The organism is Dermabacter jinjuensis, assembly GCF_902381725.1.
Classification (GTDB): Bacteria; Actinomycetota; Actinomycetes; order Actinomycetales; family Dermabacteraceae; genus Dermabacter; species Dermabacter hominis.
In genome coordinates this window covers 621,630-645,828 of the sequence record NZ_LR698963.1, presented here as the reverse complement: position 1 = coordinate 645,828, position 24,199 = coordinate 621,630, and the positions used below count along the sequence as shown (strand labels likewise).

General features: G+C 63.1%; 18 protein-coding genes. 9 read left to right on the top strand and 9 right to left on the bottom strand.

What is annotated here, in order from left to right; all coding sequences use genetic code 11:
* The first annotated feature begins 261 nt into the window (after positions 1-261).
* The gene (locus FXY94_RS02940) at positions 262-2,370 is read left to right on the top strand and encodes a bifunctional metallophosphatase/5'-nucleotidase (RefSeq protein ID WP_016663530.1); all 2,109 of its coding nucleotides are present in this window, start codon (positions 262-264) and stop codon (positions 2,368-2,370) included.
* 302 nt (positions 2,371-2,672) lie between these two features.
* Here the strand turns inward: FXY94_RS02940 and FXY94_RS02935 are convergent, their stop codons facing one another.
* The 4 genes from FXY94_RS02935 to dnaA all read right to left on the bottom strand — a co-directional run bounded on the left by FXY94_RS02935 (position 2,673) and on the right by dnaA (position 7,955).
* The gene (locus tag FXY94_RS02935; protein WP_232049683.1) at positions 2,673-3,461 is read right to left on the bottom strand and encodes a DUF721 domain-containing protein; all 789 of its coding nucleotides are present in this window, start codon (positions 3,459-3,461) and stop codon (positions 2,673-2,675) included.
* Positions 3,458-4,780: a DNA replication/repair protein RecF gene (gene recF / locus FXY94_RS02930; protein ID WP_016663528.1), complete on the bottom strand. Its 1,323-nt coding sequence runs from the start codon at positions 4,778-4,780 to the stop codon at positions 3,458-3,460. The genes FXY94_RS02935 and recF overlap by 4 nt, the downstream gene beginning before the upstream one ends.
* A 14-nt stretch (positions 4,781-4,794) precedes the next feature.
* Positions 4,795-5,913, bottom strand: a complete 1,119-nt coding sequence (gene dnaN, locus FXY94_RS02925; RefSeq protein WP_016663527.1) for a DNA polymerase III subunit beta — start codon at positions 5,911-5,913, stop codon at positions 4,795-4,797.
* A 452-nt stretch (positions 5,914-6,365) separates the two neighbouring features.
* Complete coding sequence (dnaA, locus tag FXY94_RS02920) at positions 6,366-7,955, bottom strand: chromosomal replication initiator protein DnaA (RefSeq protein ID WP_016663526.1); 1,590 nt, start codon at positions 7,953-7,955, stop codon at positions 6,366-6,368.
* 343 nt (positions 7,956-8,298) lie between these two features.
* Here dnaA and rpmH point away from each other — a divergent pair, with 343 nt between their 5' ends.
* From rpmH to FXY94_RS02880, 8 genes are all read left to right on the top strand, one after another.
* Positions 8,299-8,436, top strand: coding sequence for a 50S ribosomal protein L34 (rpmH, locus tag FXY94_RS02915; RefSeq protein ID WP_016663525.1), 138 nt, complete (start codon positions 8,299-8,301; stop codon positions 8,434-8,436).
* Between the two features lie 13 nt (positions 8,437-8,449).
* A complete protein-coding gene (gene rnpA, locus FXY94_RS02910) occupies positions 8,450-8,842 on the top strand; it encodes a ribonuclease P protein component (protein WP_016663524.1) in 393 nt (130 codons plus the stop codon).
* Positions 8,839-9,120 (top strand): membrane protein insertion efficiency factor YidD, encoded by a 282-nt coding sequence (yidD, locus tag FXY94_RS02905; protein ID WP_016663523.1) that lies wholly within the window; start codon positions 8,839-8,841, stop codon positions 9,118-9,120. Before rnpA ends, yidD begins: the two co-directional genes overlap by 4 nt.
* An 81-nt stretch (positions 9,121-9,201) precedes the next feature.
* Positions 9,202-10,299 carry a membrane protein insertase YidC gene (gene yidC, locus FXY94_RS02900; RefSeq protein ID WP_016663522.1) on the top strand — a complete coding sequence of 366 codons (1,098 nt, stop codon included), beginning with the start codon at positions 9,202-9,204 and terminating at the stop codon, positions 10,297-10,299.
* Between the two features lie 9 nt (positions 10,300-10,308).
* Complete coding sequence (locus tag FXY94_RS02895) at positions 10,309-10,833, top strand: Jag family protein (protein ID WP_016663521.1); 525 nt, start codon at positions 10,309-10,311, stop codon at positions 10,831-10,833.
* Positions 10,833-11,507 carry a 16S rRNA (guanine(527)-N(7))-methyltransferase RsmG gene (gene rsmG / locus FXY94_RS02890; protein WP_016663520.1) on the top strand — a complete coding sequence of 225 codons (675 nt, stop codon included), beginning with the start codon at positions 10,833-10,835 and terminating at the stop codon, positions 11,505-11,507. Before FXY94_RS02895 ends, rsmG begins: the two co-directional genes overlap by 1 nt.
* A 34-nt stretch (positions 11,508-11,541) precedes the next feature.
* Positions 11,542-12,411, top strand: a complete 870-nt coding sequence (locus tag FXY94_RS02885; RefSeq protein ID WP_051120681.1) for a ParA family protein — start codon at positions 11,542-11,544, stop codon at positions 12,409-12,411.
* A gap of 12 nt (positions 12,412-12,423) precedes the next feature.
* Entirely contained in the window at positions 12,424-13,818 is a 1,395-nt protein-coding gene (locus FXY94_RS02880; protein ID WP_016663518.1) for a ParB/RepB/Spo0J family partition protein, read from the top strand.
* 1,787 nt (positions 13,819-15,605) lie between these two features.
* Here the strand turns inward: FXY94_RS02880 and FXY94_RS02875 are convergent.
* The 5 genes from FXY94_RS02875 to FXY94_RS02855 all read right to left on the bottom strand — a co-directional run bounded on the left by FXY94_RS02875 (position 15,606) and on the right by FXY94_RS02855 (position 24,133).
* Positions 15,606-15,950, bottom strand: a complete 345-nt coding sequence (locus tag FXY94_RS02875; RefSeq protein WP_016663516.1) for a hypothetical protein — start codon at positions 15,948-15,950, stop codon at positions 15,606-15,608.
* A complete protein-coding gene (gene trxB / locus FXY94_RS02870; RefSeq protein ID WP_016663515.1) occupies positions 15,947-16,996 on the bottom strand; it encodes a thioredoxin-disulfide reductase in 1,050 nt (349 codons plus the stop codon). Before trxB ends, FXY94_RS02875 begins: the two co-directional genes overlap by 4 nt.
* Before the next feature lie 72 nt (positions 16,997-17,068).
* Positions 17,069-17,617: a hypothetical protein gene (locus FXY94_RS02865; protein ID WP_016663514.1), complete on the bottom strand. Its 549-nt coding sequence runs from the start codon at positions 17,615-17,617 to the stop codon at positions 17,069-17,071.
* Entirely contained in the window at positions 17,614-21,630 is a 4,017-nt protein-coding gene (locus tag FXY94_RS02860) for a murein biosynthesis integral membrane protein MurJ (protein ID WP_232049682.1), read from the bottom strand. The genes FXY94_RS02865 and FXY94_RS02860 overlap by 4 nt, the downstream gene beginning before the upstream one ends.
* A gap of 85 nt (positions 21,631-21,715) precedes the next feature.
* Positions 21,716-24,133, bottom strand: coding sequence for a DUF6049 family protein (locus FXY94_RS02855; RefSeq protein WP_016663512.1), 2,418 nt, complete (start codon positions 24,131-24,133; stop codon positions 21,716-21,718).
* Positions 24,134-24,199: the final 66 nt, after the last annotated feature.

Here is a 24,199-nt window from a genome sequence, read left to right as displayed (position 1 = left end):
GCGCCGGGCCGGGGCCAAGGGAAGAACGAGAAGCGGCTCTGTGACTCAGTTATCACAGAAGCCTAGACACATTGCGGGACTTAAGTGGCCGGTTGCTCAAAAAATGACACGGAAAAAACGAAAGGCCTGGTCATCCGTCGGAACCCTCCGGCCCTGCCAAAACGACTCCATGCCGTGCTCCGCCATTCACCCACCCGTAACTTTCTGCGCTTAAATTCTGAAAAGCCCGTTATTGTCCCCCCACCCTCTCCAGGAGATCCCATGCGCAAAGCAACGGCAGCTGCGCTCACAGGCCTACTCCTTTTGACCGCGGGCGCCCCCGCGTTCGCGGCCGACGGCGACCGAACCGACATCAAAGACATCACGATTCTTGCGACGACCGACACCCACGGCACGGCGCTGAACTACAACTACTTCACGGGCAAGCCTTTCGGCACGCCAGAGGACCCGAAGAACCTTCGCGGCATGGACCACCTCGCAACCGCGATCACGGAGATCCGCAAGGACAAGGGCGAGAGCGCTGTTGCTCTCCTCGACAACGGCGACGCGAACCAGGGGTCCTCCCTCGAGACGGTCTACAAGCGCGACCACGCCAAGGGTGACGTTGACCCGATCGCGACGATCTACAACTACCTCGAGTACGACGCCGGCGTTGTGGGCAACCACGAGTTCAACTACGGCCTCGACGAACTCCAGGACTACAAGGGCGCTCTCGACTTCCCGCTCCTCGGCGCTAACGTCACCGATAAAAAGACCGGCAAGCCCTACCTCGAGCCCTACACCTTCGTGAACAAGAAGACTGCCGATGGCCACGACGTGAAGATCGCCGTGATCGGCGTCGTCACGCCCGGCATCCCCGGCTGGGACGGCAAGAAGGTTGAGTCCCTTAACTTCGGCGACCAGGTCGAGGCCGTCCAGAAGTACGTTCCCGAGGTCAAGGAGAAGGGCGCGGATGTCGTCGTCGTTCTCGCCCACACCGGCCTCGACCCGGAGGGCTACGAGTGGAAGGCCGCTGACCTCCAGGAGAATGCCGCGCGCTCGATCGCCGAGAACACCTCCGGCGTCGACGTCGTGATCGGCGGCCACTCGCACCAGACCGATCAGGTGCAGAACTACTACACCAACAAGGACGGTCACGAGGTTCTCTTCACGCAGCCTGGCTACCACGGGCGTTTCCTTTCGAACGTGACGATCCCACTGAGCCTCGACAATGACAAGGTTGTTGTCGACTGGAACGAGAAGGAGAAGCCGAGCGCCGAAGCCGTCAAGGCCGCGGATTACGCGGCCGATCCGGAGATTGAAAAGCTCATTTCCGATTGGCACGAGAAGACCAAGAAATGGGTCGAGACGGTCGTCGCCAAGGCCACCGAGGACATGCCCGCCGCCACTTCGGCCTGGGAAGACACCGCGATCCTCGACTTCATCAACTACGTGCAGACCGAAGAGATCAAGCGCGCGATGAAGGGCACAAAGAACGAAGGCCTGCCGATCGTTGCTGAAGCCTCGCCGTTCTCACGCGAGGCCGTGTTCAAGAAGGGCGATGTCACGATCGCCGATATGGCTTCGCTCTACATCTACGACAACACCCTCTTGGGCGTGAAGATGAATGGCACTCAGCTCAAGGAATATCTCGAGCACTCGGCTCGCTACTACAAGCAGCAGGAGGAGGGCGCGAAGATCGACGATTGGTCGACCGTCACGAACGCCCAGTACGACGGCATGACCCGCGGCATTCCCGACTACTCCTACGACGTGCTCTCGGGCGTGAGCTACCACATCAACATCTCCAAGCCCGTTGGAGAGCGCATCGAGAACCTCACGTGGCCCGACGGCACCCCCGTGAAAGATAACGACGAGTTCATCCTCGCGCTCAACAACTATCGACAGTCGGGCGGCTCGGGTTACCCGGCCGTCAAGGAGGCCGAGGTTGTCTATGACGAGCAGGTGGCGATCCGCGATCTCATGATCGAATGGGCGACCAAGAACAAGACGATCGACCCGGCGAACTTCTTTGCGAAGAACTGGGACGTGAGCACCTCGGCTGCTCCCGCGGTTGATCTTCCCGCCGACGATGAGGTGGCGCAGCCTTCCGGTGACTCGGGCACTCTCGTGGACGAGCCGAACGACGGGGCTTCCGCTGATGGGGATGCTGACGGAGAAACTGATGATTCCGCTGATGATTCCGATGGCGGCGAGACGATTCCGATCAACGATTCGGACGACGATGCCGATCACTCGAAGCCCTCTGCTCCCTCGCGGGCGCGCGGCCCGCTCCCGCGCACGGGCGCGGAAAGCCTCGCCGTTGCAGGTGTGGCATTCTCGCTCCTTGCGGCGGGTGGCGCGATGATCGCTCGCAGGCGTCGGGCCTGATCTCATAGGTGCCCCGTAAAAAGGAGGGCCGGAGCCGGGTGGCTTCGGCCCTTCTTTGCGCCTCACACACCCCAGCACCGCCAGCACCACCCCTGACTCCTCCCTCCTCACCAGCCTTCACCCCCTCCCTTACCACTCCCCTACACCCCCTAACCCTTCCCTAATTTCCCCCGCTCCGCCTCACTTGCCCCTCACCCACTTCACACATCACCACCCCGATCACGAAAGTGGTGAAAAAGAGCCAAAAAGCGCCATCTACCTACGTGAGGGGGCGATTTTTCACCACTTTCACCGCGGCTGCACTACCCGTAGGTATCGCGCGGACCGCGCCACGTCACCGTGCGGCGCCCCTTTTTCCACGATTGCGTACTCGGTCCAGCAACCTTGATTTCGCTCACGACCTGCGCACCCACCCGTTCGTGGATTCGCGTAATGATCTGCGGGCCGAGCATTCGAAGCTGCGCCGCCCACGCGGAGGAATCCGTGCTCACGACGAGCACGCCCTCCTCGAAACTTTCGATGTGGCAATGCTGCGCGATAGCGGGCCCCACGATGTCGTCCCATTCGGCTAGCACACGCCCCGCACTCAGGCCCCGATCCCACCCGAGGTTCACGAGCATCTTTTCGAGCACGGTGTTCAGGCGCTGAGGATCGCGCGGATCGGGCCGCGCCCCCGAATACCCCGCTCCCTGCGATCTCTCGCCGCGCGGATCGCCCTTGGGGCGCGTCAGCCTACTCGCACGCGGCCGGTATCCGTGCTTTTTGGCGGCGGCGCGAGCCTGGTTGAGGGCGCGCCGGCCGAGCTCTTCGGGGCGCGCGAAGTCTCGGGGCCTCGCATCGGGGTCGGGCGCGAGTTCCTCGCTCAGCTCCGTTCCGACGCTTTCCTCGCCCTCCGGGATCCCACGTTTCTCATGGTGCGGCCGCGCTTCACTGCCGTTGCTCGCCGCGACGCCTAACGGAACTGGGCGACCGGTCTGCTCGTCAGGGTGTCCCGGCTCCGGGCGACCCTGCTCGGGGTAGCCCTGCTCGGGGCGGCGTTGCCACGTCCCGAGCGCGTAGGGGTTGAGGGATGCACGGTTATCGCCGTTCACCACGTGGCCCCCTGACTACTCGCCCCTCGAGGTCCGTCGTCACGCGCGGTGGCGGAACCCTTGACCACGTCAATGACGTGCACGTCGTCGCCGATGGAACGGGGGATGTCGGCGTCGTTGGCGGTTGTGATGAGCACTTGCGCGGCGCCTTTGATGATGCGCCCGAGGCGTTCGCGGCGGTGGGCATCGAGTTCACTGAAGACATCGTCAAGGATGAGGATCGGTTCGCCGTCGCCGAGGTCGCCTTCTTCGATCGTGAGGAGGTCGTAGGAGCCGAGTCGGAGAGCGAGGGCGAGCGACCATGATTCGCCGTGGCTCGCGTACCCCTTGGCGGGGAAGTCACTGAGGCGGATCTCGAGGTCGTCGCGGTGGGGGCCCACGAGGCTTACGCCTCGCTCGATTTCGTCGTCGCGGCGTTCGGCGATGTGGGCGAGGAGGGCGTCGTGGAGCTGCTGGAGGCTCGGCAGCGGAGGTTCGTCGCGCGTCGTTTCGGCGTCGCTCGCGGCGGCGAGGTCACCCTCGAGAATGGTCGAGGTGTAGCGGATGTTCGCGGGGCTCGTGACGGCGCCGCGGCCGTCGGGGCCGAGACCGAGGTTAGGGTCGGCGCCTTCATCGCTTGAAACCCGCAGGTAGGAGTATCCAACGTGGGGTCGCAAGCGATTCACGAGGTGGAGGCGCGCGCGCATGAGTTCAGCTCCGCGACGCGCGAGCTGCTCATCCCAAACGGCGAGGGTCGATTCGGCGGCTTCGCGCGGGTCCATGCCGCCAATGTCGGAGGGCCCGTGTGTGCCGCCTCGCCCCCTGTTCATCGCCCGCATCTGTTTCAGAAGGTGGTTGCGCTGGCGCAGAACCTTGTCGTAATCCGATTTGATGCTCGCAAAGCGCGGGGCGATTTCGAAGAGGATCTCGTCGAGGAAGCGCCGGCGACCTTCGGGCTCGCCCTTGACGAGGGCGAGATCTTCGGGAGAGAACATCACGGCGCGAACCTGCCCGAGGACCTCGCGGGCGCGTGCGAGTGGTTGCGAATGTAGGCGCACTTCGTTGGGGCGGCCGGGGGCGATCTGCATGTCGATGCGCACGTCGCGGCCGGAGCGTTCGCACATCGCGCGGATGATTGCGGTCTTCTCGCCTCGCCGCACGAGGGCCGCGTCATGGGCGACTCGGTGCGAAGAGAGGGTCGCGAGGTACCAGAGGGCCTCGACGATGTTCGTTTTGCCCTGGCCGTTCGCACCCACAAACACGGTGATCCCGGGCGTGAAGCGAAGGAGGGTGTGTGCGTAGGAGCGGTAGTTGAGGAGTTCGAGCGCCTTGAGGTGCATCGAGAATCAGGAACTCAGATGCGCATGGGCATGAGGAGGTAGCGGTAGTGCTCCTCCGGCGCCGCTTCGAGCGACTCCTGGCCACGCAGCACGGTTGGCTTGACCGAATCGGGAAGCGAGAAGTGCGTGAAATCGGTGCCGAGTGCGCCGAGGCCATCGAGGAGGAAGCCCGAGTTGTAGCCGACGACCAAGTCGCCGCCATCGACCTGTGCTTCGAGGACTTCGCTCGCCTGTGCGTCGTCGCCGTCGCCCGCTTCGAGGGCAACCTGCCCCTCGCTGAAGGTGAGGCGAACAGGGGTGTTGCGCTCGGCGACAAGGCTCACGCGCTTGACGGCCTCGATCAGGGGCGCTGTCGCGACACTCACGGTGTACGGCGTGACGTCCGGGAACAGGCGCAGCACGGGCGGGTAATCGCCGTCGACGAGGGTCGAGGTCGTGCGGCGGCCAGAGGATTCGAAACCGATAAGGTTTGCCGTCTCGCCTTCATTGAGCGCAATCTCGACGTTGCCGCCGCTGAGCGATCGCGCCACCTCGGTAAGGGTTCGTGATCGCACGAGGGCACTCAGTTCGCTCGAGGGGCTCGCGGGGTTCCACGTGAACTCGCGCACGGCGAGGCGGTAGCGGTCGGTCGCGGCCATCATGACTTTTTCGCCGTCGATCGTGACCTTAACGCCGGTGAGCAGGGGAACGACGTCGTCTTTGCTCGCGGCGATTGACACCTGCGAGATGGCCCGCGCGAACGTTCCCGAGTCGACGGTGCCCACTACGGGTGGCATCTCCGGAAGCACGGGGTATTCCGCAACGGGGAGCGTCGCGAGTGAGAACCGCGAGGAACCACACAGGATTTCGACCTTGGGGCCCTCGTGCGTGACGGACACGGTTTTGTGGGGCAGCGCCCGCACAATGTCGTTGAGCATCTTGCCCTGGACGAGTACCTCACCTGGTTCGTCGATGTCAGCTTCGACTGAAATATGGGCACTGACTTCGTAGTCGAAGGTCGAAAACTTCAGTTCACCTTCTTCGGCAACGATCCTCACGCCCTGAAGGATGGGCATTGCGGGGCGCTGCGGGAGTGTGCGGGTTGCCCACGAAACGGCATCGCTCAGCACGTCCCGATCAAGATGAAATTTCACGCCTCGGCTCCTTTACAAAAAAGCTTGCCGCGCCCTCGCGCGTACTTCCCAACTTTAGCCAAATTCTTGGCTTCGCGCCCGGGTCAAAATTACACGCTTGTCATTCTCATCCCCAAGGATTCCACATCGTCGAGGCTCGAGCGTGCGCTGTCACGCGACTTTTCCCCATTACCCGCATCTCAAGTTTAAACAACCCTCTTAATTACGTCTGTTGACGCTGTGGATAACCACTATTATTGCAGGTCAGAGCGAGAACTACACGTTTCGGATTCGGTGTGAGGATCGACGAGGAACTGTTGATGCATTGGGTATAACTGTCATTTTCGCAAGTGTTTGCGCGCCGTCAACTCACAAAAGGCAAGCCGTGCGTGCACATTCTCCACAAAGTTTTCCACAATTCTGGAAACTGTGGGCCTGACCAGGAGCGTTGCGCGGCCCGCAACCGTCGGACCTCAGCGCCTCCCCTGCTCCTGCGCGTTCGCCTTCACTCGCGCCGTAAGTTCCGTGACCTGGTTAAACAGGGCGCGACGCTCTTTCATGAGGGTCGAAACTTTCTTGTAGGCATGGATCACAGTCGTGTGATCGCGCCCGCCGAACGCGTCACCGATGGCCATGAGCGGCATCTCGGTGAGCTCACGGCACAGATACATCGCACATTGGCGGGCCGTGACCAGTGCGCGCGTGCGCGCGGTGCCCTTGATTTCATCGACACCGAAGCCAAAGTACGACGCCGTTTCCGCGATGATGAGGTTCGGCGTGATTTCAGCGCTGCCATCGTGCGTGAGCAGGTCTTTCAGCACGTTTTGCGCGAGCTCGACGTCCATGGGCTGCTTCGAGAGCGAGTGCAGGGCCTGGACGCGGATGAGCGCACCCTCGAGCTCCCGAATATTGGTGGAGATGTTCTCCGCGATGTATTCGAGCACCTCGCGCGGCACTTCTTCGGTGTTTTCGGCCGCGACTTTCTTGCGCAAAATCGCGATGCGGGTTTCGAGGTCCGGCGGTTGCACGTCCGTCATGAGGCCCATCTCGAATCGCGAGCGCATGCGATCTTCGAGGCCGCCGAGGAGCTTCGGTGGGAGATCCGAGGTGATGACGATCTGCTTGTTCGCGTTGTGCAGGGTGTTGAACGTGTGAAAGAACGCCTCGAGGGTTTCGGGCGCGCGCTGAAGGAACTGGATGTCGTCGATCAGGAGAATGTCGATGTCGCGGTAGCGCCGCTGAAACTCCTGGGCCTTACCGAACTGACCCGACTGCACCGAGTTGATGAAGTCGTTCGTGAATTCCTCGGAATTTACGTACCTGACCTGGATGTTTGGGTGCAGCTGCTTGGCGTAGTGACCTGTCGCGTGCAGGAGGTGGGTCTTGCCGAGGCCCGATCCGCCATAGATGAACAGGGGGTTGTAGGCGAGTGCGGGCTGTTCGGCGACCGCGTAGGCGGCAGCCTGAGCGAAGCGGTTTGAGGCGCCCACGACGAACGTGGCGAACGTGTACTTCGGGTTGAGCCGCGAATCGTTTCCGAGTGACGAGGAGGTGGGGAGGTCGCTGGAGCTGGCCGGTGCCTCGGCTCGGTCGGTTCCCTCGGCGGGCGTGTAGGGGGAATAGGGCGTGAGGTCCGACGGTTGCTGGGACCACGGCGATGCCACATTCACAGAGTTATCCCCATCGTGACGTGGGGTGACGGGGATTGATCCCGATGAATTCACAGAGTTATCCACAACGTTGTCCACCGGGGCGGTGCTCGATGGGGCGCTCGGTTCTGGCTCGTCGTCGAGGCCCAGCGTGGGGTCGATCGTCACCGCGAACGTCACGGGTTTGCCCATCGCCTGCGAGAGCGACGAACGAAGCTGATCGGGGATCCGCATCTCGAAAAGGTCCTTGACCGTTGCATTTGGCACCGCAATGAGGGCCGTGTCCTCGAGAAATCCTCGCAAACTGGAGAGGGTCACGTAGGCGAGGTGGCGATTCGACACCGAGTCATCGGCGCGCAGGATCTGCTGGCACTCGGCCCACAGCGCGTCGCGATCGAGTGCGGTCTCGTCCATTCGGGGGCTCCTCGTGGGAATCGGGGGTGCGGCGGACGTCCATAATTATCCACCATGTTTTCCACATTTATGCCCAATGACGTGGAAGAAGGCGCACACCCTGTTAAATCGTTGGGGATAACCATGAGATTCTAGGCACACTTCGCTGAATCGAGGCTCGTTCCATTGACCGGCTAGCCGCGCGATTCTAGACTCGATCAGTCTGTGTTCACGGAACCGACGCGTTCGGTTTCGCGCACACACCCGAAACCATTGGCCCCACGGGCCGTCTTTAACCGGGCCCTCCGGCCGCCACGCGGTTCCTTCCCGGAGACGAGGGCCCCGATTTATTTGGAGAGAAAAGATGACCAAGCGTACGTTCCAGCCGAACAACCGCCGCCGCGCCAAGAAGCACGGCTTCCGCGCACGCATGAGCACCCGCGCGGGCCGCGCCATCATCAACGCGCGCCGCTCGAAGGGCCGCGCGTCCCTCTCGGCCTGAGCCGCGGCGTGACGTGCGGGCAGCGAGCCGCCTACGTCACAACGACGACTTCCGCCTGACCACCCGCCAGGGAGTGTCAGCGGCCCGATCCCACGTGGTCGTGCACCTCGCGATCCTTTCCTCACCGGAGGTCAAAAGGATCCAGGAGGAGCCGCGCGTGGGATTTGTCGTGTCAAAAAAGGTCGGCAACTCTGTCGTCCGCAGCCGCACCAAGCGCAGGCTGCGGGAAATCATGAGAGCCCGCCTCGATCGCCTACCCGCGTACGCAACCGTCGTTGTGCGCACGCGCGCCGGCATCAACGACATCGGGCACGACACGCTCGTCAGCGAAGTCGATTCCGCACTCACCTCCGCCCTCGGCAAGCTCGCGAAGCGCAACGCCACGCATGAGGGAACACGGGGATGAAGGCAACCGTCGGAATCATTCGCGCGTACCAGCGAGGGATTTCCCCGTACCTGCCGGCCGCGTGCATGTTTACGCCCGTGTGCTCGCAATACGCACTCGACTCGATCCGCCGCCACGGAGCTCTCAAGGGGCTCCTTCTCACCGCGTGGCGGATCCTGCGGTGCAACCCCCTGAGCGGAGGCGGGATCGACCCAACCCCCGCACCCGGCATGTGGACGAACCCGAAACCCGCTCCCGAACGGGACACTGAAAGTACCGAGTTCGCCCACACCCACTAGGCTTGACCCGAACACCCGACCTCGCGCCGCTCATCGCATGACCGTCATGCGCATGCGAGCGGCAGGAAGAAAAGGCCGAAGTTGAACATTCTTTACCCCATCGAGTGGGTCGTCGTCTGGATCATGGTCCAGGCCCACAAACTGCTGTCCTTCGTCATGGACCCGGATTCGGGTTGGACCTGGCTGCTGTCGATCGTGCTTCTCACGGTCGTGGTCCGCATCATCATCTTCCCGCTTTTCGTCAAGCAGATTAAGAGCTCCCGCGGCATGCAAATGGCCGCCCCCGAGCTCAAGGCGATCCAGCAGAAGTACAAGGGCAAGACCGACCCCGAGTCCCGTCAGGCCATGGCCAACGAGACGATGCAGGTCTACAAGGAGCACGACGCCAACCCCGTGGGCTCGTGCCTTCCTGTCCTCATTCAGATGCCGATCTTCTTCGCGCTTTTCCGCGTGCTTTTCTACAAGCTGCCGGAGGCCGCAAAGAGCAACAAGAGCTTCGGCATCCTCACGCCCGAGCTAGCCGATAGCGCCCACAACGCGCGCATCTTCGGTGGTACGACGATCTCCGATTCGTTCCTCACTGGCGACATGTCCGCGAAGATCATCGCGGGCGTCATCATCGCACTCATGGTGCTCGTGACGTTCCTGACGCAGAAGGAACTGACGATGCGCAACATGCCGCCGTCGGCTCTCGAAGGCCCGATGGCGTCCACGCAGAAGATGATGCTCTATATGCTCCCGTTCATCTACGTGATCTCGGGTCCCGGTATGCCGATCGGTGTGCTCGGGTACTGGCTCACGACCAACGTGTGGACGTTCGGCCAGCAGTGGTGGATGATCTCGAAGAACCCGACCCCCGGTTCCGCCGCTGAAAAGGCTCGCCACGAGCGCATCAACAAGAAGCGTGAGAAGCAGGGTCTTGAGCCGCTTGACTTCACGCCGAAGAAGTCCAAGCGCGTGCAGGAGATGGAAGCGGCCAAAGCCGAGAGCATCCGCGTGCAGCCGAAGCGGTACGAAAACGGCCGGAAGCTGAGCGATGAAGAAATGCTCCAGCGTGCCCGCGAAAAGCGAGCGAAGGCCATCGAAGAGCGCCGCAAGAAGGCCGCTCAAAACGGTGCACAGAAGGCGGGCGGCTCGAAGCAGAGCAACGCCCTCGGCAAGAAGCGCAAGAAGAAGTAAGGATTCCCGATGAGCGAGAACGACACTTTTGACAACGAAGCGGTGGACACCCAGACGTCCGCCGACGAGCGCCTCGCGCGCCTCGAAGAGGAGGGCGACTTCGCCGCCGACTACCTCGAAGAACTCATGGACATCGCCGATCTCGATGGCGATATCGACATTGACGTCGACGGCGATCGCGCATCCGTGGAGATCCGCGGCGCCGCCGAGCTGAGCGCCCTCAACGAGCCGAAGGGTGAACTCCTCGAAGCCCTCCAGGAGCTCACGCGGCTCGCCGTTCAAACGAAGACGGGCGTGCGCTCGCGCCTCATGCTGGACATCGGTGGTTTCCGCGCAAGCCACAAGAGTGAGCTTGAGGAACTTGCCGAGAAGGCTGTCGAACAGGCCAAGAACGGCGAGGTTCCCGTTCCCCTTCGGCCCATGAACCCGTTCGAGCGCAAGGTCGTGCACGATGTTGCAAAGCGCCACGGCCTGCACTCGGAATCCGACGGTGAGGGCAAGACCCGCCACGTCGTGATCTACCCCGAAGACTGATGCTTCCCGCTCCCGCACACCTCGACTCTCTCGCTCGCGACCTCTTCGGTGAACGTCTTGCACTTGCCGAGCAGTACGCGGAGATTCTGCGTACCCGCGGAGCGGAAGAAGGCCTCATTGGGCCCCGCGAAGTCGATCGCATTTGGGAGCGGCACGTCATCAATTGCGCCCTCATGGTGCGTGCCCTCGGGCCCGCGGGCCTCGTCGAATCGCTCGCGGATGTAGGTTCGGGTGCCGGCCTTCCGGGGCTCGTCATCGCGATTGCCCGCGAGGATATTGACGTGACCCTCATCGAGACGATGCAGCGCCGTGTGGACTTCCTTGAGCGAGCGGTCGAGGAGCTGAATCTCGTCAATGTCGAGGTTGTGCGCGCTCGCGCTGAGGACCTTCATGGTGAGCGTGAGTTCGATGCGGTGACCGCGCGTGCCGTGGCGGCGCTCGATAAGCTCGCGAAGTGGACCGTTCCGCTTGTGCGCATCGGCGGCGAGCTCGTGGTGATGAAGGGCAGGAGCGCGCGTGACGAAGTCGTGAAGGCAGAAAAGACCCTCGCCCGTCTTGGCGCATGCGATGTTCGCGTTGAGGAATTCGGAGATCCATCCGTGGAGGTTCCTACTACAGTGGTACGAGCACACGTTCGTGAGGTATCGGGGCGAAAGGGGCCGCGTCGTGGCTGAGAAGAAGAAGAACTCTCTCGATGAAACACCGCTCATGCGGCAGCTTCGTAACGACATGGAGCTTCGCAAGCGCCTCGAGAAGGCGACCTTCGCCGCGCCAGAACACACCCGCATCATGGCCGTCGCGAATCAGAAGGGCGGCGTCGGTAAAACGTCGAGCGCCGTCAACGTTGCGGTCGCGCTCGCCAAGGGCGGTCTCAATGTTCTCGTTATCGATTCGGACCCTCAGGGCAACGCTTCGACGGCTCTCGGCATCCCGCACGATCCCGAAATCGCCTCGCTTTACGACGTGCTCATCGAGGATGAGCCGCTTTCGGCGATCGTGACCCCCTCTCCCGAAGCGGACACCCTCGAGTGCGCCCCCGCGACGATCGACCTTTCGGGTGCCGAGATCGAACTTGTTCCGATGGTGGCGCGCGAATCCAGGCTCAAGAACGCGCTTGCCGACTACTTCGAGGAACGCGAGCAAAAGGGCCTTCCTCGCCTCGACTACGTTCTCATCGATTGCCCGCCTTCGCTTGGGCTTTTGACGATTAATGCCCTTGTGGCCGCGCGCGAGGTGTTCATGCCGATCCAGGCCGAGTACTACGCGCTCGAGGGCATCGCGATGCTGTGGAAGAACATCGACCTCATCCGCAAGCACCTCAACCCTGACCTTGTGGTCTCGACGATCCTGCTCACGATGTATGACGCCCGCACCCGCCTCGCGGCCCAGGTGGCCGAGGATGTGCGTGCGCACTTCCCCACGCAAACCCTCGATACCGTCATCCCCCGGTCGGTGCGCATTTCGGAAGCCCCGAGCTACGCGCAAACCGTCTTGAATTACGATCCCAACAGCACGGGTGCTCTCGCGTACCGCGCCGCTGCGCACGAGATTTCCCGTCGCCCCGAGCCTAAGAACTGAAACGAGGAGATCATGGCGAAGAAACGTGGCCTTGGTCGGGGTATCGGTGCACTGATCCCCAGCTCCGAGCCTGCCGCAACCGAGAAGCCCGAGGCGAAGGACACGCCCACGCCCGAGCCTTCCGCGAAGTCGGCCGGCACGAAGGCGCCCACCTCGGCACAGCGCTCCGGCGCCTCCTCGAAGTCTGCTGCGCCCAAGCCTGCCGCGTCCTCCTCACCCTCGAAGAAGGCGTCCGACGCTACTCCCGCCCCTGCTGAGCCCAAGGCTTCCGCGTCGAAGCCAGCCGGCACACGCGGCGCCGACATGTTCTTTAGCTCCGAATCTGAATCCACTGATAAGTCGAGCGAGCGTCGGCGCGCAGCCGATCTTGAGCTCGCTGACTCGTGGGCACGCGATGCACGCTCGAAGCGCCGAAACGGCAAGAAGGCCGCAGCTAAGCCCGCAGCGGCAGCGCGTAAGACCGGTGACGAGGGCGCATCGAAAACCTCCGCGACCGCTCCGGTTGAGGTGCCCTCGGAAGGAGATGCGCAGGTTGCTGCTGCGACCGCACAGCCGTCCCACGACGGTCTCGTGCCCGTGCCGGGCGCCGAGTTTGTCGAGGTGCCGATCGCCGAGATCCGCGAAAATCCCCGCAACCCGCGAACTGTTTTTGACGAGGATGAACTCGACGAGCTCGCCTATTCGCTCCGTGAAGTCGGTGTTCTTCAGCCGATTGTTGTTCGTCCCGTTACCGACTCCGTCGATGGCGAATCCTTTGAGATCGTCATGGGTGAGCGCCGTTGGCGGGCCGCGAAACGCGCTGGTCTCAAGTCGATTCCCGCGATCGTGCGTTCGACCGCCGACGACGATCTTCTTCGTGATGCGCTTCTCGAAAACCTGCACCGCTCGCAGCTGAATCCCCTGGAAGAGGCAGCCGCCTATGGCCAGCTCCTCGAGGACTTCAACTGCACCCAGGATGAGCTCGCCGATCGCATTGGGCGCTCGCGCCCGCAGATCTCCAATACCCTGCGCTTGCTTCGCCTTCCTCCCCTCGTGCAGCGTCGACTCCAGTCCGGCGCGCTTTCTGCGGGACACGCCCGCGCGCTTCTGGGCCTCGATGATGTCCAGCTTCAGGAGGAGCTTGCCCAGCGCATCGTGAGCGAAGGCCTGAGCGTTCGCGCTGTTGAGCGCCTTATTGCGAATGGTGTTGAATCCTCGTCGGCAACCCGCACGGTGACTCGACGTAGTTCGTACAACCCGCGCGTTGTATCCCTGACCTCGCAGCTGTCGACGAAGCTTGAGGCACCGGTGCGCATCGATGTCGGTAAGCGCAAAGGTAAAGTCACGCTCGAGTTCACGAACCTCGACGATCTCGAACGGATCGTGGCGAAGCTCGGCCTCGAGGACGTCGAGCTCCCGCAGGACTGAGCCTGACGGGTCCCAGACGACTTCCCTTAGTCGTCGAATATTTGTGGAACTGTTTTCCGGGAACCTTCGCTAACGCTTGCTGCGGTCGCATATTGAAACGTGCACGCCTTTTTGCGGAAGCCTCTCGTGTTTGGCCCCTGGGTTCCAGGGCGGCCATCGTTGTAATTGCACGTCAACCCGCGCTGCTTTTGCAGAATAGCTGGTGCCGGGAGGCCAACCGCCCTTAACCACATCTCCGTTGTGGTCTTGAGCTCCCGGCAGGCTCCTGCGCTCTCCCATGCGTACCTATGGATCGTAGATAAGCCGTATTTGTATGCCCGAGTTCCCAGCCGTTTCGTCATACTCTTCCGTGTTTCACGTGGAACGCGGTTTCGCCGAAAAGACCTCGCCCTGCTTCGACTCAGTATCAGCGCGGATTCACGTTTCACGTGAAACCGCTACCACCTGCAGCCACTCGCGAGACCCTTACCAATCATGTGGAGTATTTGTCGGCTTGGCCACGGCACCTCGGTTCACGTGAAACTCTACTGATGGGCTGTTGGTTGGATTACGAGGCTCGGCCAAATTCCCAGTATTGCTCGAATGGTCAGCTATTCGAGAAGTAGCGTCAACCGTTTCACGTGAAACAGGTTGCTCTTTCTTCGATACGAAGTCACTCGCTATTTCGTCATCTTGAGAGTTCCCCGAGAGAACGCGTTGGACTAATGAAAGAAAAGACATCGTTTCACGTGAAACATACACAGCTAACTACCTCGTTGCGTTCTGCTACCGTCGTTGGCTGGTATGCGTTTCACGTGAAACAACACTTCGAGGAGAAGAGAACTTTGAGTCGCTTGGTTTCGGTAGTTCGGGCGCGCGTCGCTGCAACTCAAAAGAGTTTCACGTGAAACAAGCGCGCTGCTCACTTAGCCGCGGCGCTCTACCGCTGTATGTGTCCGTTAAGGAGGGTTTGGCGTATCGATCCTGAGGTGTTCCACGTGAAACTCCCTAGTTTGCTTTCCGCAACTTTGGCTCGACGAACTTTAAGGCCCACGGGTTGGTCATCCTCCGCTACGCCAACGTTTGATTTTGTTCTCTAGTTTTAAGGACTGCGTTTCACGTGAAACTTCGTGCGCTCCGCAGAGCACGGACTTAGATCGATGGGAGGTCTTCTGTATGCGTCGAGTGGGATCAAAGCGGTTCGGGTCTATTGGCACGTGGGGCGGCTGCGGGTGCTGATATAGCCCATCAGTGGTGTTTCACGTGAAATGTCGTGTATTGGCGTCAGGACGTGCTTACTAGGACGCTCGAGGCTATTCGCGAGTTCCCTCAGCTTAAGAACTGTTCTTGACGCAGGAGAGCTCGCTGATAATCGTTACTCGCACATTGCGGGGTTTCACGGGAAACAGCCCTACGGGTCCTACCGCGGGTTCTGGAATCTATCCACAACTGATGCGTGCGGCGGACAGTGTGGACCGAGGCAGCGGGGTAGCGACGGAGGTGTGTGGGATAGGCGCTGGGACGCGACAGAGGGGTTCCACGTGTAGCTAGGCAAGTTAGCTCACATATGTGAAGAGGTGTGTGGATAACGTGGGAGACGTAGCCCGCTAGCCAGGAATGCGCGTGCCAAGGCAGGCGTCGCAAGGCCCACCATGAACGGTAAAACTGCAGGTCAGGGCGTCATTCGTTACTTGTCCACAATGGGCTGCAGCACCCGTGAAAAGAGTGTGGATAAATATGGGGATAACCCTGTGATGCAGGCCACGGTGACGACGATCGGGTGAATGTCTCCGGTGGGACGTGCAGTGTTAGCAGACAGTGGCGCGCCGCAGATCCTCGAGCGCATCGCGCACGACAAACTTCGGGCTCGCACCTTCGAGCACTCGTTCGCCCACTACCTCGGAACCGCGAAGCGCAACGATGCGCCACGAGGGAAGTACGCGAGGCGAAAATTGCGGCGCTTGTTGCTCAGGATCGTCCGCAACCGAAACGTCATGAACAACAACGTTCACGGACGGTAGGTCAAGATCGCGTAATTCGCGGGCCGTGAGCGGCGCAGGAAGAGACGGCGCCGCCCACGAGGCCCAATAGAGATGAATGTGAAACGTGACGACTTCACTCGAAAGTGAACCGTCGGAACCGGGCTCGCTCACTCGAGCGTGGCGAGGTATTTCTCTGCGTCGAGAGCGGCCGAGCAACCCGAACCGGCCGCAGTGATGGCCTGGCGGTAGCGGTGGTCAACGACATCGCCACACGCGAAAACACCCTCGAGCGAGGTGTGGGTCGTGCGACCCTCGCAGAGGATGTACCCCTCGTCGTCAATATCGATCTGGCCCTTGAAAAGATCGGAGCGGGGCAGGTGCCCGATCGCCTCGAAAAGACCATCGGCAGGAACCGTTTCACGCTCACCGGTGACGGTATTTTCAAGCACGAGGTGCGAGAGCTCGTTATCGCCCTCGATGCCAACGACCTGGGTATTCCAACGGATTTGAAGCTTGGGATCATCTTCCGCGCGCTTCGCCATGATCTTCGAGGCACGCAGGGCGTCACGGCGGTGAAGCAGGGTAACGGACTTGCCGAAACGGGTGAGGAAGGTTGCCTCTTCAACAGCGGAATCGCCGCCGCCAACGACGAAGATGTCCTTGTCCTTGAAGAAGAAGCCGTCGCACGTTGCACACCAGCTCACGCCCTTGCCGGAAAGACGCTCTTCGCCGTCGACGCCGAGCTTGCGGTAGGCGGAACCGGTCGCGATGATGACGGCCTTTGCGCGGAACACGTCACCGCTTTCGGTGCGGATAGTCTTGATCTCGCCTGCGAGCTCAACGTCGGTAGCGTCCTCGAACAGGATCTCGGCGCCGAAACGCTCCGCTTGTTCCTGCATGTTGCCCATGAGGTCCGGGCCCATGATGCCCTCCGGAAAACCGGGGAAGTTCTCGACCTCGGTGGTCGTCATGAGGGCGCCGCCAGCATCAAGCGAGCCAGCGATGACCACGGGCTTCAGCCCAGCGCGCGCCGCGTAAACGGCGGCGGTGTAGCCCGCCGGGCCCGAACCGACGATCACAATGTCACGCACGGGGGCGTCCGAAGCGTCGGCAGGCGAAGCAGTTTCAGCCGCCTCGGTCTGCGCTCCCGCAAGGCTGATGCCGAAGCCACCGCCGAGGGTGTTGAGGATCGGGGTCTGAGGCTCAGAGGTGGTCATGATGTCCTTTCACAGCGAAAGCTCGCAACGGTCAAACAGAACAAGGGTAGGTGGGAAGGCTGAGATCCGCGGTCAGCTCTTCGGATCCACGAGTACCCGTGCGGAAAACAGGAGATCGGAGGCGCCGTCGGCATTTCTTCCGCATGTGGAACGCACGACGGACGCGGAAACTTCCCCACCCTCGCGGCGAACTTGCGTGAGGTTATGCTCATCGAGCACAAGGAGCCACGCGTTTTCGTCGGCGCCCCACGACACCTGCTCGAGCATAAGCACCGACTCTTTCGACGACAGGGACTTCAGGCACTGCGTGACGTCGAACGTCGCGGGCGTTTGCAGGCTTCCGGTATCGAGAAGGTTTTGGACCTCGGCGCCGAGCGTGTACTCGGTGAGTACCGGAAGGCCGGCATTATCGGTTCCAGGGGCCGAGTTCGAATCGGCGATGCTTTGCGAGGCAGGTGCGTCCATCGTCACGCTGAGGTTGAGCGCCCACGACAGCATGACGCCAAGGAGAATCGTCACGACGAGAAAAGCGGCGAACACCCCGGGTGGGAAGCCCGTCCAGCTTTTCAATTCGCCTCGCGCGCGTGAGCGGCGACGCGAGCCGCGACGAAAGAACATCATTCCTGATTGACCTTCACTTCGGCGATTTCGAGGCGGAACCCACCGTCGACAGCGCCGAGGTTCGGGGCCCACAGCACAAGCGCCCGCGCGTCGACGGGCTTCTCGGGCGTGAGGGTGAGGTCTTGGCCGGCGGCGACCTCGCCCGAGGCGAGCACGTCGCCGAGCTGGCCGTCCTCAGTCAGGGTGCGCAGCTCGATCGTGCCGCCCTGCTGCGCGCCGGGCGTGACGCGGACGTTCTTGACTTCACCTTCGCCGAGGTCGAGCTTGACGCCCATCCCGTCGCGAAGCTTGCCGAAATCGGCGCCGTTGTACCGCTGGGTCTTCCACACGGTACCCGGATCGCCGTCAAGCATGTTCCCCGCCCTCTCGGGCTTATCAGCCTTCGTGGGGTCCGGCGGGTACACGATGCTCACCTGGTTGAGCGGCGCGAGGGGCTTGGGCGTCTCGGTTGGTTTTTCGCTCGGCTTTTCAGCCGGGGCCTCGGTTTCTTTCGGGGCTTTTTCTTCCGACGCCTGCGTGGTCGGGCTCGTGGCGACATCTCGATTGTGGCGGCCCACCGACGTCACGGACGTTACCGCCCAGACGAGGCCGAGGATGACGGCGAGGAGGGCAGCAACGAGAATGACGCGCGCCGTTGTCGAGCGAGACACTGTGCTGGCGCCGGAAGCCGGGGTGCTCCCCGATGCGTCGGAGGCGAGTGCGATGTCCATGACGTCGCGGAATGCTGAAGCGTGCTGTGGGCTTTGCGGGGCGGGAGCGTTCGCGTCGAAGGCGCTCGCGTCGCGGCCCTGCACGGGGATGACGACACCCGCTCCGGGAGCGTTTTGGCGCACGCGAGGGGCAGCGTGCTGCACTGCCGAGGGAGGCGCCACGGCCGGGCGGCCGGGAGCTGAGTGGGGTTCATCGTTCGTGTTTGGTGTGCGCGGAGATTCGGCGAGGGACTCCTCGCGACCCGCGACCGGAATAGGGGCGGGTGCGGCAGGGGCGACGGGCGCCACCGGCGCCGTGGGTTCCTCCGCAGGCGCAGCCGGGGCGTAGTGCGTACTCGGGTCGATGTGGCCGGGGAAGGTGCTTGCCGCGCTTGGGTTCTGAGGGGCGTCGATGACCTCGGACCACGGCTTTTCAGAATCCGTAAGGGGCCTGTCGACCGTCTCGGCCGTGCCCGTCAGTGTGGCTTCAGGGGCCTCGGAGCCCTCGGTGATTTCGGGGCCTTCGCTGTTTGCGGGAGTTTCTGTGTGCTCAGCGTTCTCTTCGGCCTCGACATTCTCATTGGCCTCGGGGTTCTCGGCGGGAGCAGGCGATTCGGAATCGCTTACCGCAGCTATGCTCTGTGCTTCCGCCTGGCGCTCAAACGGCCCCGCGACAATGGGTCCCGCGGCCTTGCGCACCGCGAGTGGGACAGGCGCCCCCGCGTGTTGCTCGGGATCGTACGCCTCGAGAGTGACCGGAAGCGATTGCCACGGTGAAAGCTCCTCGCGTACGTCCTCAATCGACAACGGACGCGGTCCATCCGCGGGCGCATTCGGCGTGAGCGGCGTCAGAAGAGCCGCAGTGAGCGCACCCAGCTCGGCGGGAACCGTGCGCGGAGACGTTGTCGACGGATCGAAGGAGGCGTCGGAACCGAAAAACTCCGGCCCGCGCCCCGCGAGCCCGACATACAAAACCCGGCCCACGGCTCGCACGTCCGGGCTGAGAGTGAAGGGTTCGGTGAGGTGCAAAAGACCCTCGTCGCCCGCATCTTCGACACCTGCGCCGAGGATCGTCACCTGATCGTGCTCAAGATCCACGAACACGCGATCCTCGTCAAGGTGGTGGTGGCGAATGCCCTTGCTACGGGCCTCCTGGAGCGTCGTCGTCACGCGACCCGCGATCGTGCGGGCCGTTTCTGCGCGAAGCGCGCCGTCGCGGGTGAGGTCAGCGAGGGTGGGAAGGCCCGGATCCGTATACACCACCGCGGTCGCCTTCGACTCGCCGTCGCTCGGCTCAAGCACGTCATGGACGGCCTCGAGGCCGGGAACGCTCACGAGAGACACGCGGCGGGCCGCATCGAGAACATCGGCGGCAAACTCCCCGCGCACGAGGAAGACGAGAATCGGCTCGCCGCTCTCCTTCACACCGCGATGCCACGACGCCCCTTCGGTGGTGGACGATGGCACGCGGCCAGATTCTCCGCGCCCCGAACCGTCCAGGGCAGGGCTCAGCGAGAGGGAGGAAAAAAGCTCCTCGAGGCTGCGAATATCGGTCACGGTCATCCTTTGGTTCGCTTGAACAGTTCGATCCGATGTTTGACCATCGTAGCGGGGTGCCTCTGGCACGCTCGAGGTTTCCTCCACGGCGGCGGGAGTCTCCTCCTGCGGCTTTTCTGCTGGTTTCCCGCGGCCACGCTTGCGCATGACTCGGGAGGCGATCATCGTTGCCGCGTCGCGGATCTCAGACACGCGAAGCGCCCACGCGACAAGAGCAAACACCCCTGTCATGACCGCCGCAACGATGACGCCCACGACGATCGCGATGAGGCGCCCCTTCCACGTGAGATCGCCGAGAAGTGCGAGGAGACCCCAGCCCGCGGCCATTGAGACCAGGCCGGCAACGAGAAGACGGGCAACCATCGACACGGCACCGAGCGAGTTCACCTGACTCATGTCGACGCCCTTGCGGGCGAGATTGCGCCGCATGTGCCACACGCCCTCGAGCCACCCGATCAGAATCCCGACCGAGCTTACGAAAGCGCCCGCCGCAGCGGCATAGCGAGGATCGACCCAGAAGAGGATCACGGGGATCGCGATGAGCGAGAGCACCGTTGGGGGAACGCGCATCAGGAAGGCCGTGCGGGTGTCCTCATAGGCGTAGAAGTAGCGAGTCACGAGGTAGGTTGCCGCGAACGCGGGAAGTCCCAGCGTGTAGCCGATAAGCACGAGCCCATTTGCACCCGCGCCCGTGGGACTCGTGCCGCCCACAACGACCCACATGATCGGCGCCGCGAGAACAACGAGCACGGCGGTCGCGAGGATCATCGGCACGAACAGAATCCTGTTCATCGACGAATACGTGCGGTAGGCCCCGAGGTGGTCGTGTTCGGTCACGCGCTTCGACATCCGCGGGAAGATACTCGTCACGAGCGATACGGCGATGATGCCCTGCGGGAGCATAAAAACCGTGTAGGACCAGTCGAGGGCCGCGAGAGCGGGGTAAAGCTCGCGGGAAGCGCCGACCCCGCTCGCTTGCGCTTTTTCCACCGCCGAGACCGCACCGCCCGTTGACCAGCGACGTGCGAACACCGCGATCTGGCCGATAACCATCATGGCGAACGTCCACAGGCCCATCGTGCCGAGCTTGCGTAGGCCCAGACCGCGAAAACCCCACTTAAACCTGATCTTGAGGCCGATCTTCCTCGTCCAGGCCCACACGAGCAGGGCCTGCGCGGCGCTGCCCCCCACTTGGGAAAACGCGAGCACGAGCACCATGCCCCACGTCCACTGCGTGCCATCAGGCTGCGTGCCCCACAAAACGAGGAACAGGATCGAGCCTGCAATGTTCATGATGTTGTTGAGCGCAGGTGCCCACGTGAACGGGCCGAAACTCTCGTGAGCGTTGAGGATCTGCCCGAACATGATGTAGATGCACGAGAAAATCATCTGCGGCATCATGAAATAGCCGAGAACCGTCGCGGCCTGCGCCGTTCCCGGGTCGAGCTTTGAGTTCGCCACGACCGTCAGGAGCGGAACGGCAAGCGTGCACAGGGTCGTGATGGCCGCCGCGACAACGAAGAACAGGGTGAACAGGCGCGAACAGAAATCCTCGCCCCGATCCGGGAGCTTCGCTGCGCGCACGACCGCCGGTACGAGGATCGCGTTGAGCGTGCCGCCGCCGATGAGGATCCACAGCGAGTTCGGCAGAATTTGCGCTGCCGAATAGGCGTTCGCCGCGATCGATGCCGAGCCGCCGAGCACCATGCCGAGCAAAAAGGTGCGCACGAAACCCAGGAGTCGGGTCGACGCGGAGGCAACAGCCATAACGGCGCTCGCTCGCATAGCTTTGCCCCGCGCGGAGGAGGTGCTCGGTTTGTTCATAGTTCGGTTCGGGTCCTTAATTCCTGTGTCACGAATGGTGCGGGGAGGCGTCGGGGTCGTCGACGCTCTCAAGATCCTCGGGCGCCGTGATGGCTGGGCTGCGGGCATCCGACTTCGTGCGGCCCGCGCGGATCACGCCCGTGGCGACGAGCGCGGCAAGAAGCACCATCGCGACGAGGGTCGTCCAGTTCTCCCACTCCGGATTGACGCTCAGTTGGCTCTCGCGAGAATCGAGGATGACCCCGTTTTCGCTCGCGATCATCACCGTGAACGTGCCGTTCCCGCTTTTCACTGCTTGCACGGGAACGGAGTGATCGCTCGTCGTGAGGGCGGGGAGAGTGATCGGTGAGAGCTTCCCGCCCGTCTTTGCGATGCGGTCAGAAAACGACACCGTGGGCTGGAGCGTTGCCGGGGTGGGGAATCCGTTGTGGACGGTAAATGGGATCGATGCTTCGTTGGAGACGAGGTTGTAGGTTCCCGCGAGCGTGAGCGAGATTCGCCGGGTGTTCGCTTCCGTCACCGTCGCGATGCTAGAAAGCCGTCGAACGTGCGCGTTCGCGTCCGCGAAAAACGGGCTGCTCACCCCCGAGGCCGCCAGAAGAACCGCTCCGGAAAGGTAGCTCGGGTCCTTGAGCGTCGCGCGCACGTCGGTGAGCGACGTGAGGCTCTTCTCGACCCGTTCGCTTGCGCCCGCCGGCACCTTTTCGGGCGAGGCGTCGATGTGGGCGGGGCTGGCGTCGGAACCCTCACCGATCGCGCGCACGGACTTCACCGAGCCAACCCAGTAGTTCCCACCCTCGCCGATGATCGAGGTCGTGCCCTTTCCTGCCGTCGCCGCGTCGAGAAGCGTGGTGGCAGGGGCGTGGGCGACCCACGGCGCGGCGCTCAAGGCATCGAGCAGGTGCGACGTGCGCTCGGGGTTCAGTGAAGAGGTCGCGGACGGCGCAAGCAGGAGGGTGCGCGGGGCCGACGCCGGCTGGCCCGCGATGAGTGCCGTGTCCGCGAGAGCCCGCTGGTAGGACAGTTCGGGGTCGTGTGCGTCAGCGAGATGCTCTGAAAGCTCGGTCAGACGCGTGTCGTAGCCGACGAGCGCGACCGTGGATTCACCCTTGCGTGCAAGCTGCGCGTAGCCGCTCGGTGTGACGTTGGGGTTCGTGGAGGAGAAGAAGGATTCGGCGGGGACAAGGGCGACTTTCGCGCCCGATGCGCGTATCGCTTTCGCGGAGACCGCCTCGGGTTCCATGCGGACGACTGTCGGCGCCGTGCTGAGGCCCGCGCTTGTCGCAGCGGCGGAGGCCTCTTTTTCGAGGAGCTTCGCGGTCGCGCGGGCAGTTGCCGGGCTCGCGAGGGCGAAAGGCGCGAGCGTAACGTCGTGGCTCGAAGCCGCGTCGATGAGCGCCGAGCGGCGCTCGTCCCAGGTGTGATCCTGTCCCCACGTGGTTCCGGGGGCAGGTGCGCTCGCGGGTTCATCGGCGCCGCCCGCGTCGGAGGCAGCGGGGGTCGTGGGCGGGGAAGGGCTCGGGCTCGGCGTGGAGTCGGAAGGGGCGGGATCGAGCTTAGACAGCGCTTCGTCGAGCGTACTCATCCCTTTGGGGGCCTTAAGCTCAGTGAGCATGGAGGGGTCGAGCCACCAGCTCACGTCAGTACGCTGGGCAATGTCCCACTGCGCAGCGAAGGCACCCTCGCGAACGTCCTTGGCGAAGGCATCGGGGTCGGTCGCCGCGAGCGCGGGATCGGTACTTGCGAGAGGCGCGAGGTAGGCGAGGGAAATCCGGGGCGTTTCGGCGGTGGGCTGCCACACGAGAAATGTGCGGAGAGTTGCGGCGGCGGTGCTTCCGGTGGAGGGCTGGGTGCCGTCGGCTGACGACTGCGCCCCCGTGACTGCCGTGAGGGCGATGCGGCGCGGCCCCCACAGTGATTCGTCACGTGTATAGCCGAGAGAGTCCGCCGGGACGCGCACCGTGAATTCGGCGGCCTCGCCCGGCCCGAGCGTGCGCGTGGCCGAAGTTCCGCGCACCGTTCCTCGGTGCGATGTATCCGCCGTATCCATCGCCGCCCATTCGTCGGCAACCGTGCGATCCGTGACTCGCGACGTGAGCCCCGAGAGTTGCAGGGCCACGCCCTCGAGCGGGGTGCTTCCCGTGTTGGTAATGTTCACGCGGGCTTCGACAGTACCGCCCGGCTTCACCGCCGAGGGGGTGAGCGCGCGAAGATCGAGCGTGAGGGGCGCGCGGGCGTCAGGTTCCGGTGACGGGGTGGGTTCCGACGGCAGGGCGGGTGCGGTCAGTGCCACATTCGTGGGCGGTTGCTGGCCGGTAGACTGGTACGCTGCGGTGTCCCGCTGGGCGAGCGCGCCGGCGGGCACGAGAGCCGCACACAGGATCGAATACAGTGCGACCATGACGAAGAGGGCGCGACAAACGCGCCGCGTCACGGATCGAAGCATGGAACCACTGTAGAGGGCGCAGCTTCGTGCCACGTGCCAAACACGGATGGCGCGCGCGGAGCGATC

What these genes read in the sequence shown, in the direction of transcription:
- FXY94_RS02940 (WP_016663530.1), top strand. Translation starts at nt 262, where the DNA reads ATGCGCAAAGCAACGGCAGCTGCGCTCACAGGCCTACTCCTTTTGACC.
- FXY94_RS02860 (WP_232049682.1), bottom strand. Translation starts at nt 21,630, where the DNA reads ATGGCTGTTGCCTCCGCGTCGACCCGACTCCTGGGTTTCGTGCGCACC.
- FXY94_RS02895 (WP_016663521.1), top strand. Translation starts at nt 10,309, where the DNA reads ATGAGCGAGAACGACACTTTTGACAACGAAGCGGTGGACACCCAGACG.
- recF (WP_016663528.1), bottom strand. Translation starts at nt 4,780, where the DNA reads ATGCACCTCAAGGCGCTCGAACTCCTCAACTACCGCTCCTACGCACAC.
- yidD (WP_016663523.1), top strand. Translation starts at nt 8,839, where the DNA reads ATGAAGGCAACCGTCGGAATCATTCGCGCGTACCAGCGAGGGATTTCC.
- rpmH (WP_016663525.1), top strand. Translation starts at nt 8,299, where the DNA reads ATGACCAAGCGTACGTTCCAGCCGAACAACCGCCGCCGCGCCAAGAAG.
- FXY94_RS02880 (WP_016663518.1), top strand. Translation starts at nt 12,424, where the DNA reads ATGGCGAAGAAACGTGGCCTTGGTCGGGGTATCGGTGCACTGATCCCC.
- trxB (WP_016663515.1), bottom strand. Translation starts at nt 16,996, where the DNA reads ATGACCACCTCTGAGCCTCAGACCCCGATCCTCAACACCCTCGGCGGT.
- FXY94_RS02885 (WP_051120681.1), top strand. Translation starts at nt 11,542, where the DNA reads ATGCGGCAGCTTCGTAACGACATGGAGCTTCGCAAGCGCCTCGAGAAG.
- FXY94_RS02855 (WP_016663512.1), bottom strand. Translation starts at nt 24,133, where the DNA reads ATGCTTCGATCCGTGACGCGGCGCGTTTGTCGCGCCCTCTTCGTCATG.
- FXY94_RS02865 (WP_016663514.1), bottom strand. Translation starts at nt 17,617, where the DNA reads ATGATGTTCTTTCGTCGCGGCTCGCGTCGCCGCTCACGCGCGCGAGGC.
- rsmG (WP_016663520.1), top strand. Translation starts at nt 10,833, where the DNA reads ATGCTTCCCGCTCCCGCACACCTCGACTCTCTCGCTCGCGACCTCTTC.
- dnaA (WP_016663526.1), bottom strand. Translation starts at nt 7,955, where the DNA reads ATGGACGAGACCGCACTCGATCGCGACGCGCTGTGGGCCGAGTGCCAG.